13 protein-coding genes are annotated in these 14,161 nt (G+C 67.4%); 7 read left to right on the top strand and 6 right to left on the bottom strand.

From position 1 onward, the window contains the following. Positions 1–17: 17 nt before the first annotated feature. From ACZ5MJ_RS16875 to ACZ5MJ_RS16860, 4 genes are all read left to right on the top strand, one after another. The gene (locus tag ACZ5MJ_RS16875) at positions 18–1,970 is read left to right on the top strand and encodes a lytic transglycosylase domain-containing protein (RefSeq protein WP_464220881.1); all 1,953 of its coding nucleotides are present in this window, start codon (positions 18–20) and stop codon (positions 1,968–1,970) included. A 105-nt stretch (positions 1,971–2,075) separates the two neighbouring features. Next, positions 2,076–3,098 carry a complex I NDUFA9 subunit family protein gene (locus ACZ5MJ_RS16870; RefSeq protein WP_464220880.1) on the top strand — a complete coding sequence of 341 codons (1,023 nt, stop codon included), beginning with the start codon at positions 2,076–2,078 and terminating at the stop codon, positions 3,096–3,098. A gap of 201 nt (positions 3,099–3,299) precedes the next feature. Further along, entirely contained in the window at positions 3,300–3,998 is a 699-nt protein-coding gene (locus ACZ5MJ_RS16865) for a glutathione S-transferase family protein (RefSeq protein ID WP_464220878.1), read from the top strand. 56 nt (positions 3,999–4,054) lie between these two features. After that, entirely contained in the window at positions 4,055–5,290 is a 1,236-nt protein-coding gene (locus tag ACZ5MJ_RS16860; RefSeq protein WP_464220877.1) for a multifunctional CCA addition/repair protein, read from the top strand. Between the two features lie 10 nt (positions 5,291–5,300). On the opposite strand, the gene ACZ5MJ_RS16855 is transcribed toward ACZ5MJ_RS16860, so the two are convergent. From ACZ5MJ_RS16855 to ACZ5MJ_RS16830, 6 genes are read right to left on the bottom strand one after another with little or no spacing between them, the layout of a single operon-like run. Continuing rightward, positions 5,301–5,738, bottom strand: a complete 438-nt coding sequence (locus ACZ5MJ_RS16855; RefSeq protein ID WP_464220876.1) for a universal stress protein — start codon at positions 5,736–5,738, stop codon at positions 5,301–5,303. A 41-nt stretch (positions 5,739–5,779) separates the two neighbouring features. After that, positions 5,780–6,613, bottom strand: coding sequence for an ABC transporter ATP-binding protein (locus ACZ5MJ_RS16850; RefSeq protein WP_464220875.1), 834 nt, complete (start codon positions 6,611–6,613; stop codon positions 5,780–5,782). After that, complete coding sequence (locus ACZ5MJ_RS16845; RefSeq protein ID WP_464220874.1) at positions 6,610–7,356, bottom strand: ABC transporter ATP-binding protein; 747 nt, start codon at positions 7,354–7,356, stop codon at positions 6,610–6,612. The genes ACZ5MJ_RS16850 and ACZ5MJ_RS16845 overlap by 4 nt, the downstream gene beginning before the upstream one ends. Next, the gene (locus ACZ5MJ_RS16840; protein ID WP_464220872.1) at positions 7,353–8,366 is read right to left on the bottom strand and encodes a branched-chain amino acid ABC transporter permease; all 1,014 of its coding nucleotides are present in this window, start codon (positions 8,364–8,366) and stop codon (positions 7,353–7,355) included. Before ACZ5MJ_RS16840 ends, ACZ5MJ_RS16845 begins: the two co-directional genes overlap by 4 nt. Next, positions 8,363–9,265 (bottom strand): branched-chain amino acid ABC transporter permease, encoded by a 903-nt coding sequence (locus tag ACZ5MJ_RS16835; protein ID WP_464220871.1) that lies wholly within the window; start codon positions 9,263–9,265, stop codon positions 8,363–8,365. Before ACZ5MJ_RS16835 ends, ACZ5MJ_RS16840 begins: the two co-directional genes overlap by 4 nt. Positions 9,266–9,287: 22 nt before the next feature. Beyond that, positions 9,288–10,577, bottom strand: a complete 1,290-nt coding sequence (locus ACZ5MJ_RS16830) for an amino acid ABC transporter substrate-binding protein (protein ID WP_464220869.1) — start codon at positions 10,575–10,577, stop codon at positions 9,288–9,290. Between the two features lie 191 nt (positions 10,578–10,768). On the opposite strand from ACZ5MJ_RS16830, the gene ACZ5MJ_RS16825 reads away from it, so the two are divergent. Genes ACZ5MJ_RS16825 through ACZ5MJ_RS16815 form a run of 3 tightly spaced genes read left to right on the top strand, consistent with a single transcriptional unit; the run spans position 10,769 to position 14,161 of the window. Beyond that, positions 10,769–12,175: an ABC transporter substrate-binding protein gene (locus tag ACZ5MJ_RS16825; protein WP_464220868.1), complete on the top strand. Its 1,407-nt coding sequence runs from the start codon at positions 10,769–10,771 to the stop codon at positions 12,173–12,175. A 13-nt stretch (positions 12,176–12,188) separates the two neighbouring features. After that, complete coding sequence (locus ACZ5MJ_RS16820; RefSeq protein WP_464220867.1) at positions 12,189–13,217, top strand: ABC transporter ATP-binding protein; 1,029 nt, start codon at positions 12,189–12,191, stop codon at positions 13,215–13,217. Further along, complete coding sequence (locus tag ACZ5MJ_RS16815) at positions 13,214–14,161, top strand: carbohydrate ABC transporter permease (RefSeq protein ID WP_464220865.1); 948 nt, start codon at positions 13,214–13,216, stop codon at positions 14,159–14,161. Before ACZ5MJ_RS16820 ends, ACZ5MJ_RS16815 begins: the two co-directional genes overlap by 4 nt.

The raw sequence follows: 14,161 nt of genomic DNA, 5'->3' as shown, positions 1-14,161 counted from the left end.
ATCGACAAGGAAGAAGAATGCTGAAGGGAGTATATCTGCAGCGTGCCGGCCGGGCCGCCTGGATGGCGCTGGCATGTGCACTGCTTGTCACGCCTGTCCATGCGCAGAAGCGCCCGCAGGCAGTGTCGCGCCCGCAGGCGGCGGCGATCCCGAGCGATCCTGACGAGGCCTTCACCGCGTTGCGCGAAGCCGCGCGCAAGAACGACGTGGAGCGTGCCAGCGCGATCTCGGCCACGCTGGTGGACTATCCGGTGCCGTCCTATGTCGAGTACTTCCGCATCAAGCCGCAGTTGTTCGACGCCAGCGGCCTGGCGCGCACCGATGCGCCCGACGACCAGGTGCGCGCCTTCCTGCAGCGCTACAAGGGCGACGCCATTGCCGACCGCATGCGCAATGACTGGCTGCTGGTGCTGGGCAAGAAGCGCGACTGGGCCAATTTCGATGCCGAATACCCGCAGTTCGTGCTCAAGGACGATACCCAGGTCGAGTGCTATGCACTGCTGTCGCGCGCGCTCAAGGGCCAGAACGTGGCCGCCGATGCGCGCAATGTGCTGAGTGACCCCAGGTACTACGGCGAAGGCTGCGTCGACCTGATCGGCTACCTGGCGCAAAGCCAGCAGATCCAGCGCAGCGATGTTGCCTTCCAGGCGCGCCTGGCGCTGGAGCAGAACTACCTCACGCTGGCCGGCAAGATCGCCGCGCTGCTGCCTGACGCGCGCGTGGACGGCGATACGCTTGCCACCATCGTCAAGATGGCGCGCAACGACCCGTCGCAGGCGGTGGCCTACCTCAGCACGGCCCAGGGCCAGTTGTCGCGCGACGAGCAGGGCGCGGCCTGGGGCGTGATCGGCCAGTTCGCGGCCAAGAAGCTGCTGCCCGAGGCGGCCGGCTACTACCGCCGCCAGATGGACCTGGGCGGCAACCAGTGGCTGTCCGACGACACCCAGGAATGGCGCGTGCGCGCCGCGCTGCGCCAGGGCGACTGGAAGCAGGTGCGCCAGGCAGTCGAACTGATGCGTCCTGAACTGCGCGCCAAGGATCCGGCCTGGCTCTACTGGTATGGCCGCGCGCTCAAGGTCGACGGCCGCGATACCGAGGCCCAGCAGAACTTCCAGCAGATTGCCGGCCAGTTCAATTTCTACGGCCAGCTGGCCAGCGAAGAGCTGGGCAACCGCATCACGCTGCCGGCGCGCACCACCGTCAGCGACGCCGAGGCCATGGCCATGCGTTCGCGCCCCGGTTTTCAGCGGGCGCAGAAGTTCTATGCCATGAACCTGCGCTTCGAGGGTAACCGCGAGTGGAACTGGGAACTGCGCAATATGAGCGATCGCGAGCTGCTGGCCGCGGCCGAATACGCACGCCGCCTGGAGCTGCTGGACCGCACCGTCAACTCCGCCGACCGCACCCGCAACGAGCATGATTTCACGCTGCGCTTCCTGATGCCGTACCGCGACATCATGCAGCGCGCCACCGACGACGTCGGCCTGGACATGGCGTGGGTGTACGGCCTGATCCGCCAGGAATCGCGCTTCCTCATGAATGCGCGTTCGTCGGCCGGGGCCCATGGCCTGATGCAGGTGATGCCGGCCACGGCGAAGTACGTGGCGCGCAAGATCGGCATGGCCGACTTTGCGCCGTCGATGATGGGCGATCCCAATATCAACATCCTGCTCGGCACCAACTACCTGAGCATGGTGCTGACCGACCTGGACAGCTCCTGGACGCTGGCCTCGGCGGCGTACAACGCGGGCCCGGGCCGGCCCAAGGCCTGGCGCAGCACACTGTCGCGGCCGGTGGAAGGCGCGATCTTTGCAGAGACCATCCCGTTCAATGAAACGCGCGGCTATGTGAAGAATGTGCTTTCCAACGCTACGTACTATGCTGCATTGGTGAGTGGCCGGCCGCAGTCGCTGAAATCGCGCCTCGGCATGGTCGCGCCGTCGGCGGTGACCACCACCAGCCTGCCCTGAAATCGCCCCTTTCAAAGGGGTATTACGGGCCCTGCCGGGAGCACCCGGCGGGCCCGGGCTGGCGCGCGGTGCCGTGACGTGCGGTTTTCGTGGCACGGAGGCATCATGCAGACCAGCAACGTCCTCGTTATCGGTGGCGCCGGCTTTATCGGCAGCCATCTCGTCTCGCGCCTGGCCGGGGCCGCCTCGGCCTCGGGCGCGCCGCTGGAACCCGGCGCCATTCCCGATTCCCCGATTGCCCCGGAGCGCATCGTGGTCGGCACGCGCAGTGTCGAGCATGCGCAGCACCTGCTGTTGCTGCCGCGCGTCGAGGTGGCGGAGCTGGGGCTCGCCGACAATGCCGCCCTTGACGACGCCATCGGCTCGCTCGGCGTAGACGGCATTGTCGTCAATCTGGTGGGCGTGCTGCACGGCGAGCGCGCCGATCCCTATGGCGAAGCCTTTGCCAGCGCGCATGTGGAACTGGTGCGGCAGATCGCGGCGTCGTGCCTGTCCACCGGGGTGCGCCGGCTGTTGCATATGAGCGCGCTCGGCGCCGACAGCAACGGGCCGTCGATGTACCTGCGCAGCAAGGGCGACGGCGAGCGCATCGTGCGGTCCAGCGGGCTGGACTGGACCATCTTCCGGCCCTCGGTGGTGTTCGGCCCTGACGATCACTTCCTGAACCTGTTCGCCCACATGCAGCAGATGGCGCCGGTGGTGCCGCTGGCGTGCGCGCATGCGCGCTTCCAGCCGGTATTCGTGCAGGACGTGGTGCAGGCCTTCCTGAATGCCATGGTCAACCCGGCCACGATCGGCCACGGCTATGAACTGGGCGGCCCGCAGGTCTATACGCTGGAAGAACTGGTGCGCTTTGCCGGCCGCGCTTCCGGCCATCCGCGCCCGGTGATCGCGCTGCCCGATGCGCTGGCCCGGGTGCAGGCCAGCATCATGGAGCATATGCCGGGCGAACCGCTGCTGTCTCGCGACAACCTGGACTCGATGCGGCTCGACAATGTGCTGGAACACCCGGTCGCACCCGAGCTGAACCTGCATCCTGCCAGCCTGGAGTCGGTCATGATCGACGCGCTGGCCGGGCGCAGCCGCGATACCACGCTGACGCATATGCGCGCGAGCGTGCACCGCTGACAGGCCTGCGGCCCGATGTGCCCTATGTGACCAGATTTCATATCGGTTGCTAGCGCAATTCACTTTGACGCGGGCGGCCGCGCTGGCAGAATGACCAGTCCGGCGCGCGGCCGTCACACCGGCCTGCTGCCCCACTGCCCAACAGGCCGCGGGCGCCGCGCCTGCGCCGTCTCCCCCTGTTTCCTCCCCCAAGGACCCACGATGAAGCTAGTCATCGGCAACAAGAACTATTCCTCCTGGTCGCTGCGTCCCTGGCTGCTGCTGCGCCAGGCCGGCATTGATTTCGAAGCAGTGCAGGTGCGCCTGTTCACCGGCAGCTTCGCCGCCGAGATCGCGCGCTATTCGCCGGCGGGCAAGGTGCCGGTGCTGGTCGACGGCGAGGTCACGGTGTGGGACTCGCTGGCCATCTCCGAATACGTGGCCGAGCGCTTCGCGGAAAAGCACCTGTGGCCGTCCGACCCCGCCGAGCGCGCGGTGGCGCGCGCCGTCTGCGCCGAAATGCATTCGGGTTTCGGCAACCTGCGCAACCAGTTGCCGATGAACGTGACCGCGGTGCTGCCCGGGCGCGGCTGGAACGTGGCCGTGCAGCGCGACGTGGAGCGTATCGCCGCGATCTGGGACGGGCTGCGCAAGCAGCATGGCGCGCGCGGGCCGTTCCTGTTCGGCGAGTTCACGGTGGCCGACGCGTTCTTCGCGCCGGTGGTGAGCCGCTTTGCCACCTACGGCATTTATCTGCCGGATGGTGCCGAGGACGCCAAGGCCTATGCCGACTTCATGCTGGCACTGCCGGCCATGCAGGAGTGGATTGCCGGCGCGCGCGAGGAACGCGACTTCCTGGCCGACGACGAGCCGTACCGGCTGGTCCCCGACCGTCCCGATGCGATAATCGTCAACCACTAGCAACATCACCGGCGCCGGACTTCTGCACGGCGCCGGCCCATGACGAGGCCAGAACGATGCAGGTGTATGCCGTCGGCGGCGCGATCCGCGACGAATTGCTGGGCAAGCCCAGCCAGGACCGCGACTACGTAGTCGTCGGCGCGACCCCGCACGAGATGGAAGCGGCGGGCTATCGCCCGGTCGGCAAGGACTTCCCGGTCTTCCTGCATCCCGCGACCCATGAGGAATACGCGCTGGCGCGCACCGAGCGCAAGACCGCAATGGGCTACAAGGGCTTTGCCTTCTACTGCGAGCCCGATGTCACGCTCGAGGACGACCTGGTCCGGCGCGACCTGACCATCAATGCGATGGCGCGTGCCGTCGACGCAGGCGGCAACCTGGTCGGCCCCGTGATCGATCCGCACGGCGGCCAGCGCGACCTGCAGGCCCGGCTGTTCCGCCATGTCTCCGACGCGTTTGCCGAAGACCCGGTGCGAATCCTGCGGCTGGCGCGCTTTGCCGCGCGCTTCCATGATTTCAACGTCGCCGCCGAAACCATGCGGCTGATGCGCGAAATGGTCACCGCCGGGGAGGTCGACGCGCTGGTGCCCGAACGCGTGTGGCAGGAACTCGCGCGCGGGCTGATGGAGGCGCGCCCGTCGCGCATGTTCGAGGTGCTGCGCGAATGCGGCGCGCTGGCACGGCTGCTGCCCGAACTGGACCGACTGTGGGGCGTGCCGCAGCGCGCCGACTACCACCCTGAGGTTGATACCGGCGTGCACGTGATGATGGTGATCGACTGCGCCGCCGCGCTGGGCGCACCGCTGCCGGTGCGTTTTGCGGCACTGGTGCACGACCTCGGCAAGGGCACCACGCCCGAGGACGTACTGCCACGCCATATCGGCCATGAAATGCGCAGCGTCAAGCTGCTTGAAGCCGTCTGCGCGCGGCTGCGCGTGCCCAACGACTGCCGCGACCTGGCCGTGGTGGTGGCGCGCGAGCACGGCAATATCCACCGCTCGCTGGAATTCAGCGCGGCCGCCGTGGTGCGGCTGCTGGAGCGCTGCGATGCGCTGCGCAAGCCGGCCCGCTTTGCCGAAGCGCTGCAGGCCTGCGAGGCCGACCTGCGCGGGCGCAAGGGCTTTGAAGCCAACGCGTACCCCCAGGCGGCGCGCCTGCTGGCGGCGCTGGACGCAGCGGTGGCCATCGACGCCGGCGCCATCGCGCGCGCATGCGCCGACGATGTCAGCCAGATCCGCGACCGCATCCATGCGGCGCGCGTGGCGGCGGTGGCGCAGCGGCTCGGTTGCTAGCGCTCGGTTGCTAGCGATAGACCAGCACTGGAATCTTCGTGTGGGTGAGCACCTTGTGCGTCTCGCTGCCGATCAGCAGTGCCTGCACGCCGCGCCGCCCGTGCGAGGCCATCACGATCAGGTCGCATTGGCGGCTTTCGGCCGCGTCGATGATGGCCTGGAAGATGTGGTCGCCGGTGACGCAGGCGGTATCGCAGCTCACGCCGGCCGCGGCGGCCTCCTGCGCAATCGTCGACAGGTAGGCCTCGGCCTGCCGGTAGGCTTCCTGCATGTAGCGCTCCCGGGTTTCGCGCAGCATGGCGGTCTGCAGGCGCATCACGTCATAGTGCGCAACCACCTGGACTGCGGTGATGCCGGCCTGCAGCGGCCGGGCCAGCGCGATGGCTTTGCGGTACGCGGTATCGGACAGGGGCGAGCCGTCGACCGCCACGAGCAGATGCTTGAACATTTTGATCTCCTTGCAAGCTGGTGCCCGACCGCGGGTGTCGCTCAGGCACCGAGAAACAGCCGTCCGACCTCCGGGTCCCGGCTCAGTTCGCCGCCGGTGCCGGCCATGGCCAGCTGCCCGGCCACCAGGACATAGCCGAGGTCGGCGAATGCCAGCCCTTTGCGGGCGTTCTGCTCGACCAGGATGATGGTCTTGCCCTCGTCCTGCTGCAGCTGGCGCAGGAGTTCGAACACCATCTCGACATAGCGCGGCTGCAGCCCGATCGAAGGCTCGTCGACCAGCAGCACGGCGGGATCCATCATCAGCGCGCGCGTGATTTCCAGCAGCCTGCGCTCGCCGCCGGAGAGCACGCTGGCGCGCTGGCCACGCCGTTGCGCGAGCACGCCATGGCGCTGGAAGATGCGCTCGGCGGCGGCCGCGGCGTCTCGCGGGTGCGGCATCAGGTACCCGCCCATCAGCAGGTTCTCTTCGACCGTCATGTCGGGGAAGAGCGAGCCCTCCTGCAGCACATAGGCCATGCGCGCCTGCCGCAGCTTCTGCTCGGCACGCAGGTGGGTGACCGGGGCGCCGGCCACGGCGATGGTCCCCGACATGACCCGCGCGAGGCCGTAGATGGCGCGCAGCACCGTGGACTTGCCCGCGCCGTTCGGGCCGATCAGGCACAGCGAGCCGCCGCGCGCCACGCGCAGGCTGAAGCCGTGCAGGATCTCCATGCCGCCATAGCCGGCGACCAGGTTGTCCACGGCGACCATCGGCGTGCCGCCGGCCAGTTGCGCAAGTTGCGCCACGGTTGGCCGGGGGCGCGAGAGCGCCGCGCCGAGCGTGGTGGCTGGCGCGGCGGCAACCGGCTGGGGCATGGTGTGCGCGCTGATCATGGCTGTGCGCCCAGGTAGGCCTCGACCACGGCACGGTCGGCAGTGATCCGTGCCGGCGCCCCCTGCGCCAGCACCTCGCCATGCGCCAGGCAATAGACGTGATCCGCCAGCTGCATCATGACCCGCATATTGTGTTCGATCACCAGCAGCGCGATGCCGAGCCGCGCGTTGATGTCCCTGAGCAGGGCGACCAGGCTGTCGATCATCACCGGGTTCACGCCGGCGGTCGGCTCGTCGAGCAGCAGCAGCCTGGGCTCGTTCATCAGGGCCATGGCAATCTCGAGCAGTTTCTGCTGCCCGAACGACAGGTCCGCGCCGCGCTGGTCGGCGCAGTCCCGCAGCCCGACCATGCGCAGGACCTGCCGGGCCCGTGCTGTCACCGAGGGTGGCTGCAGCGCGCACATGGCGGCGAGGCCTTCATGCACATGGGGCACGCTGACCAGCAGGTTTTGCAGGCAGCTCATCTTGCCGAACACCCGCGTCTGCTGGAAGGTGCGCGCGAGGCCCAGGCGCGCGATCGCGGCAACGCGCAGCCGCGAGATCTCGCGCCCGTCGAATGCGATCGATCCGCCGTCGATCGGGTGGTATCCGGCGATCGAATTGAACAGGGTCGTCTTGCCCGAGCCGTTCGGCCCGATCAGGCCCACGATGCTGCCGTGCGGCACCTGCAGGGAGATCTCATGGTTGGCGACGACGCCGCCGAAGCGCTTGGTGACGCCGCGCACCGCAAGCAGCTCGGTCATGGCGCGGCACTCCCCGTCATGCGGCGGCGCCCTGCGCTGGTTTCATGCAGCCAGCCCATGATGCCGGTCGGGAACAGCACCACGATCACCACGATCAGCAGGCCCAGCGCAACGCGCTGCCAGTTCAGCAGGTAAGTCCAGAACAGCTCCTGGGTGAGATGGAACAGCGCGGCGCCGAGCACCGGCCCCCACAGCGTGCCCTTGCCGCCCAGGATCGCCATCACCACCATCCACACGCCGAAGGTGGCGCTGGCAAAGGCCAGCTCGCGCGGATCGATGAAGCCCACCAGGTTGCCCGTCAGGGCGCCCGCCATGCCGAGGAAGACGGCGCAGACGCTCCAGGCCAGGATCTTGTAGCGCGTGGTGTGCAGGCCGAGCGCCTCGGCCTTGTCCTCGTCGTCGCGGATGGCATTGAGCGCGAGCCCGAACGGGCGCGCATAGAGCCAGCGCAGCGTCAGCAGGGTAGCCACCGCCAGCACCAGCATCGCGTAGTAGAAGAACGGCTCACGGCTGCCGGCCGCGCCCGGGAACAGCGGCAATGTCATGCCGGATCCCGCGCCGATGAAATCCCAGCCGGCGGCGGCATCGGCAAAGGCGATGCCCAGTCCCAGCGTGCCGATGGCGAAGTAGTGCCCGCGCAAGCCCAGCATGGCCGGGCCCAGCGCCAGCGCGGCAGCCACAGCCGCCAGCGCCGCCAGGCCGGTCCCCGCCGCCAGGCCGGCGAAGTAGCCCAGCCCGAAGTCGCGCTGCGCCACCGCGCAGACATAGGCGCCCACGCCGAAGAACACGATGTTGCCAAAGGAGTTATAGCCCATCTGCCCGCCCGTCACGTCCCACGTCAGCGCGAACAGCACCATCAGCCAGAGAAAGGTCAGTTGCGTGGTGATGCCGGCGAACAGCCACGGCGCTGCCAGCGTGGCCACGCTGCCTGCAAGCAGCGCCAGCCGGGTAGCGGTGGCGGGCCGGGCATCCGGTTCGGGCCGGCGCGCGCCGCGCAGGTGCGGGTTCATCGCAGGTAACCTCGCCGCCGGCGCAGCATCAGGTTGCGGCCCACCAGGATCGCCACCAGCAGGGCGTAGAGGAAGGCGGTCTGGTATTCGGTGCCGAGCAGGAAGCCGGCGTAGTTCTCGGCAATGCCCAGCCCGCCCCCGGCGCCTAGCACCGGCAGCATGCTGCCCAGCCCGGCCACCACCACGATCATGAAGGCGCGCACGGTATAAGGCAGGCCCAGGTAGGGGTGGATGATCCAGGTCATTGCCACCAGGCCGCCGGCCGCACCGCAGATGGCGGCATTCAGGGCGAAGGTCGCGGCGTAGATGCGATCGGCGTCCACCCCCAGCACACGGGCGGCGCGCGCGTTCTGGGCGGTAGCCCGGATCGCCTGGCCGCGGCGGGAATGCCTGAGGAACAGCATCAGGCCGGCGCCCAGCGCCAGGGCCGCGGCGAACGCGGCCAGCTTGATCTTCGGCACCACCAGCCCGCCCGGCAGGAACAGGCTGCCCAGCCCCGCATCGACCGTGCGCACGTTGGCGCCGAAGGCCAGGTTGGCGAGCTGCTGCAGCACGATGCTCAGGCCGAAGGTGGCCAGCACCGAGACAAAGAGATCGCGCTCGATGAGCCGGAAGATGACGATGCGATAGAGCCCCCAGCCGACGCCGTACATTGCCGCCGCGGCAACCGGAACGGCCAGCAGCGGGGGCACGCCCTTGCCGGCCAGCCAGATCACGATATAGCCGCCCAGCATCACCAGCTCGCCCTGGGCCACGTTGATGAGGTTCATCACGCCCCAGACCAGCGCCATGCCGTAGGCGGCCAGCGCGAAGATCGCGCCGGCCAGCAGGCCATCCACCACCAGCTGCAGGTTCAGCTCGGGACTCTGGAACAGGACCGTGAGATCGGTCATCGGCATCAGGCCGCCGTGCGGCGGCCTCCTATTTGCGCCGCGCCCACGCAGGTGCCGGATAGATGACATCCGACGATGCCCACCTGGCCGGCGCGACCACCTTGAACTTGCCGTCCTGCACCTGGTACAGCACCATGGACTTGGCGATGTTCTTGCCGCTCTGGTCGAACCTGAGCGGGCCGTAGAACGTCATCAGGTCGGTCGCGGCAAGCGCCTCGCGGACCTTTTCCGTATCGAACGAGCCGGCGCGCTCGAAGGCGTCGACGAAGGCCAGCACCGCGGCGCTGGATTCGGCCGCCTGGTAGGGGGCCTCGTAGTGAAACGCCTGCTCGAAGCGCCGCGCATACTGGTCGGCCGTGCCGAACCAGCGGTCCTTGTAGTTCAGCGAGCGGTCCCATTGCGAGCCGCACACCGCGAATTCGGCGCTCTTGCCGAACTTCTCGATGATCTGCGCGGAGTCGCAGTGGGTCAGGGCCAGCATCGGCACATCGATCCGCATCTCCGCCACCTGCCGCACTGCCAGCGCCGCGCCTTTTTCATGGCCCGATACCACCAGGATGTCCGGCTTGAGCGCTTTCACCTTGGCCAGCGTGACCGACATGTCGTTCAGCTCGGGCGGCAGCTTGTCGTCGATCACCACCTGGATGCCAAGGCGTTTCGCATCCTCTTCCACGCCGTCGCGCACGTCCTGCGAGAAGTTGTCGTTCTCGATGGCGATGGCCAGCTTGAGGCTCTTCGGCGACCTGCCTGACTGCCGTGCCTGCTCGGCAGCAAGGTTGATGGCGGCGCGCAGGTAGTAGTCGGAGGTATTGAGCACCGCGAACATGTAGCGGTAGCCCTGCGTGAACAGGTTGCGGTCGGCGCCGTTGCCCTCCACCATCGGGATCCGGTACTTCTCCGTGACCGGCGCGATCGCCTTGGTGAGCCCGGAACTGTAGGGCCCCAGCACGAACTTCACGCCGTCCTGGCTGATCAGCCGCTCGGCCAGTTGCGCGCCGCGGGCCGAGGTGGATTCGTCGTCGTAGAAGATGATCTTCAGCTGGTAGGCCTTGCCGCCGACCCTGACGCCGCCGGTCTCGTTGATGCGCCTGGCGGCAAGCGTGTAGCCGTCCTGGGTGTTCTTGCCGTTGGTGGCGTATTTGCCGGTGAGCGAGACCGCAGCGCCGAGCACGATGGTGTTGCCTTCCACCTTGGCGGCGGCGGGCCAGGACAGCGCCAGTCCCAAGCCGGCCAGGGCGCAGACGGTGGCATCGCGTATCCGGGTAGCGGACCCGGACCTGGCACCAGCCGCAAAGCTGTTTGCGGATGCGGTTTCCATGGCACCTCCTCACTCTTTCCAGCTTAGGCTTCATTTCTGAAAGGGGAAGGGACGGCATGTCACGATTCCATCACTTCATGACATGTGCCGGGATTTCCTATTCATGAAATGAAGCCTACCCTTAAGAACAGGGTAGCTGGCTACCTGAACCGGGGTGGGAGCCGACCGCTTTCTCGTACAAGGAGATAGCCATGGCCAAGGCAACGCATCCAGGTGGTACCGATACTGCAGTCGCCACCAGCACCTATGCGGACACTGACACCGCGGACACCAACACCGGCAGGCGCAGATTCATCCGGACCACGGGCGCCGTCGGGCTTGCGGCCGGCCTCGGACCCTTCCTGATCCCCAGGCATGCCCATGCGGCAAAGCACACGCTCAAGATCCTGCAGTGGAACCACTTCGTGCCGGGCTATGACAAATGGTTCGACGACACCTATGTGAAGCAGTGGGGCCAGAAGAACGATACCGAGGTGGTGGTCGACCACGTCGGCATTCCCGCGCTGGCCACGCGTGCCGCCGCCGAAGTCTCGGCGCAGAAGGGGCATGACCTGTTCATGTTCCTGTCGCCGGCGCCGGTCTACGAGGAGCAGGTGATCGACCATCGCGAGATCTACGAGGAATGCCAGCGCAAGCATGGCAAGCCGGTCGAGCTGGCGATCCGGAGCACGTACAACCCGAAGACGAAGAAGTACTTCGGCTTCTCCGACAGCTTCGTGCCGGACCCGATCAACTACCGCAAGGACCTCTGGGACGACGTCGGCATGAAGCCGCCGGACAGCTGGCTGGACGTGCTGGCCGCCGGCCGCAGGATCAAGGCCAAGCGCGGCATCCCGGTCGGCATCGGGCTGTCCGCGGAACTCGACACGGCCATGGCGATGCGCACCATCCTCTATGCCTTCGGCGGTTCGATTCAGGATGAGCGGCACACCGTGGTGCTGAACTCGAAGAACACCCTGGAAGCGGTGAAGTTCGTCAAGGCGCTATACCAGGACACCATGACGCCGGAAGTGCTGGCATGGGACCCGTCGTCCAACAACCGCGCCATGCTGGCGGGCAAGATCTCGCTGTGCCTGAACGCCATATCCATCACCCGCGAGGGCGAGAACAAGAACATCCCGGTCACCCCCGACATCTGGCTCACGCAGGCCCTGCAGGGGCCGGTGCGGCGCATCGGGCTGGAGCACGTGATGGATTGCTACGTGATCTGGAAATTCGCCGAGAACATGGCTGGGGCAAAGAAGTTCCTGGTCGACTATATCGACAACTTCCGGCAGGGCTTCCTGGGCAGCGAGTTCTACAACTTCCCCTGCTTCCTCAGCACCGTGCCCGACCTGCAGAAGCTGATCGCCGATGACCCGAAGGCCATGCCGCACGACAAGTACAAGGTGCTGGGCGCGCTGATGAACCAGGCGACCAATGTCGGCTATCCCGGCTACGCCAACGCGGCCATCGACGAGATCTTCAATACCTGGGTCCTGAACACCATGTTCGCCAAGGCCGCTACCGGCGACGAGACACCGGAGGACGCAATCCGTCTTGCCGATGCCGCGTGCAAGCGCATTTTCGCCAAGTGGCGCGACAAGGGCATGGTGTAGCGCGTGGCTGGACATGGCTTCCGTAGAAGTTCGCTCGCTCAGCAAGCATTTCGATGGCGTCAACGCGGTGGACAACGTCGACCTTGGCGCCCGCGATGCCGAGTTCCTGGTCCTGCTGGGGCCGTCAGGCTCCGGCAAGACCACGCTGCTGCGCCTGATTGCCGGGCTCGAGGCGCCCAGCGGCGGCGATGTGCTGGTGGATGGCCGCGTCGTCACGGCGCTGCCGCCCAGGCTGCGCAATATGGCGATGGTGTTCCAGAGCTACGCCCTGTACCCGCACCTCAATGTGTTCGACAACATCGCCTTCCCGCTGCGGGCCAGGCATAGGCCGCGCGAGGAGGTCGGCCGCCAGGTGGACTGGGCCGCGCAATTGTTCGGAATTGGCCCGCTGCTGCAGCGCAAGCCGCGCCAGCTTTCCGGCGGCGAGCGCCAGCGGGTGGCGCTGGCGCGCGCGGTGGTGCGCGAACCGGTGGCGTTCCTGCTCGACGAGCCCCTGTCCAACCTGGACGCCAAGCTCCGGACCTCGGCGCGCGACGAGCTGCAACGGTTCCAGCGCCGGCTCGCCATCACCACCATCTACGTCACCCATGACCAGATCGAGGCGCTGGGACTGGGCGATCGCATTGCCATCCTCGATCACGGCCGGATTCACCAGGTCGGCACGCCGCGGCAGGTCTACGAACATCCCGCCAATCTCTTCGTCGCCACCTTTATCGGCTCGCCGCCGATGAACCTGATCGAGGCCGACGGGGTCGTGACCGGCTTCCGGCCCGAGCATTTCCTGCCGCGCGAAGCCTATCCCGCGGAGGATGCGCTGCGCGCCTTTGCCGTGGACGTGACGCGCATCGAGAACCTGGGCTCGGACCGCCTGGTGTACGGCAGGCTGGAAGCGCCGCTGCCGCCTGCCAGCGTGGTTTCGCGCATTCCGTGCACGGTGACGGTCCCGATCGAGGCCGGCGCCGGCCACCGCTTTGTGGTGCGCGAGCGCGACCTGCGCCGCTTCGATGCGAAATCCGGGGCCAGCCTGGGAGCCGCGCCGTGAAGCCCCTGCGCATCGCCACCGGGCAGCCGGCGACGGATCTGGCGTTGCCGCCCGCGCAGCGCCTGAGCGACGACGACCGCTGGCTCGGCCGCGCCATGCTTGCCCCGGCGGTGATCTACATCGCCTTGCTGGTCGGCTTTCCGTTCCTGCTGTCGGTCTACTACAGCCTCTCTGATGCCACGGTGGGCAGCCAGGCGCTGCACTTCGTCGGCCTGGAGAACTTCCGGCGCGTGCTGGAGAGCAGCACGTTCTGGCGTTCGCTGCGCAACGCGCTGGTCTTTACGCTGGTGTCGCAGGCGCTGGTGGTGGTGCTGGCCAAGATGCTGGCGCTGGCCCTGTACCGGGACTTTCGCGGCAAATGGCTGGTGCGCCTGCTGATCCTGCTGCCGTGGGTGGCACCGATCTCGCTGGGCACCATCGGCTGGCTGTGGATCTTCGATCCGGTCTACAGCATCATCAACTGGACCCTGGCCGCGGTCGGCGTGCTGGGGCCGCAGAACTGGCCGGTATGGCTCGGCCAGCCGGAGCTGGCGATGGTGTCGGTCATCATGGTGGATGTCTGGCGCCTGCTGCCGCTGGCCACGGTGATCATCCTCGCCGGGTTGAGCGGCATCCCGCAGGACATCCACGACGCCGCCGCCATGGATGGCGCCGGCTTCTGGCGGCACCTGTTCCTCATCAACATTCCGCTGGTGATGCCCATCATGCTGGTGGCGCTGCTGTTTGGCATCGTGTTCACCTTCACCGACATGATCATCATCTACGTGCTGACCCGCGGCGGGCCGTACGACACCACCCAGGTGCTGGCCAGCCTGGCGTTTTTCACCGGCATCCAGGGCGGCGACCTGGCGGAAGGGGCGGCCATCTCGCTGTTCCTGTTCCCGGTGCTGGTCGCGGTCGTGATCGTGCTGCTGACCGTGGCGCGCCGCGCCGAGGTGACCTGA

The organism is Cupriavidus sp. LA-1, from assembly GCF_055385985.1.
Note: the sequence above shows the minus strand (reverse complement) of the source record. Positions and strands in the feature narration are given on the sequence as shown.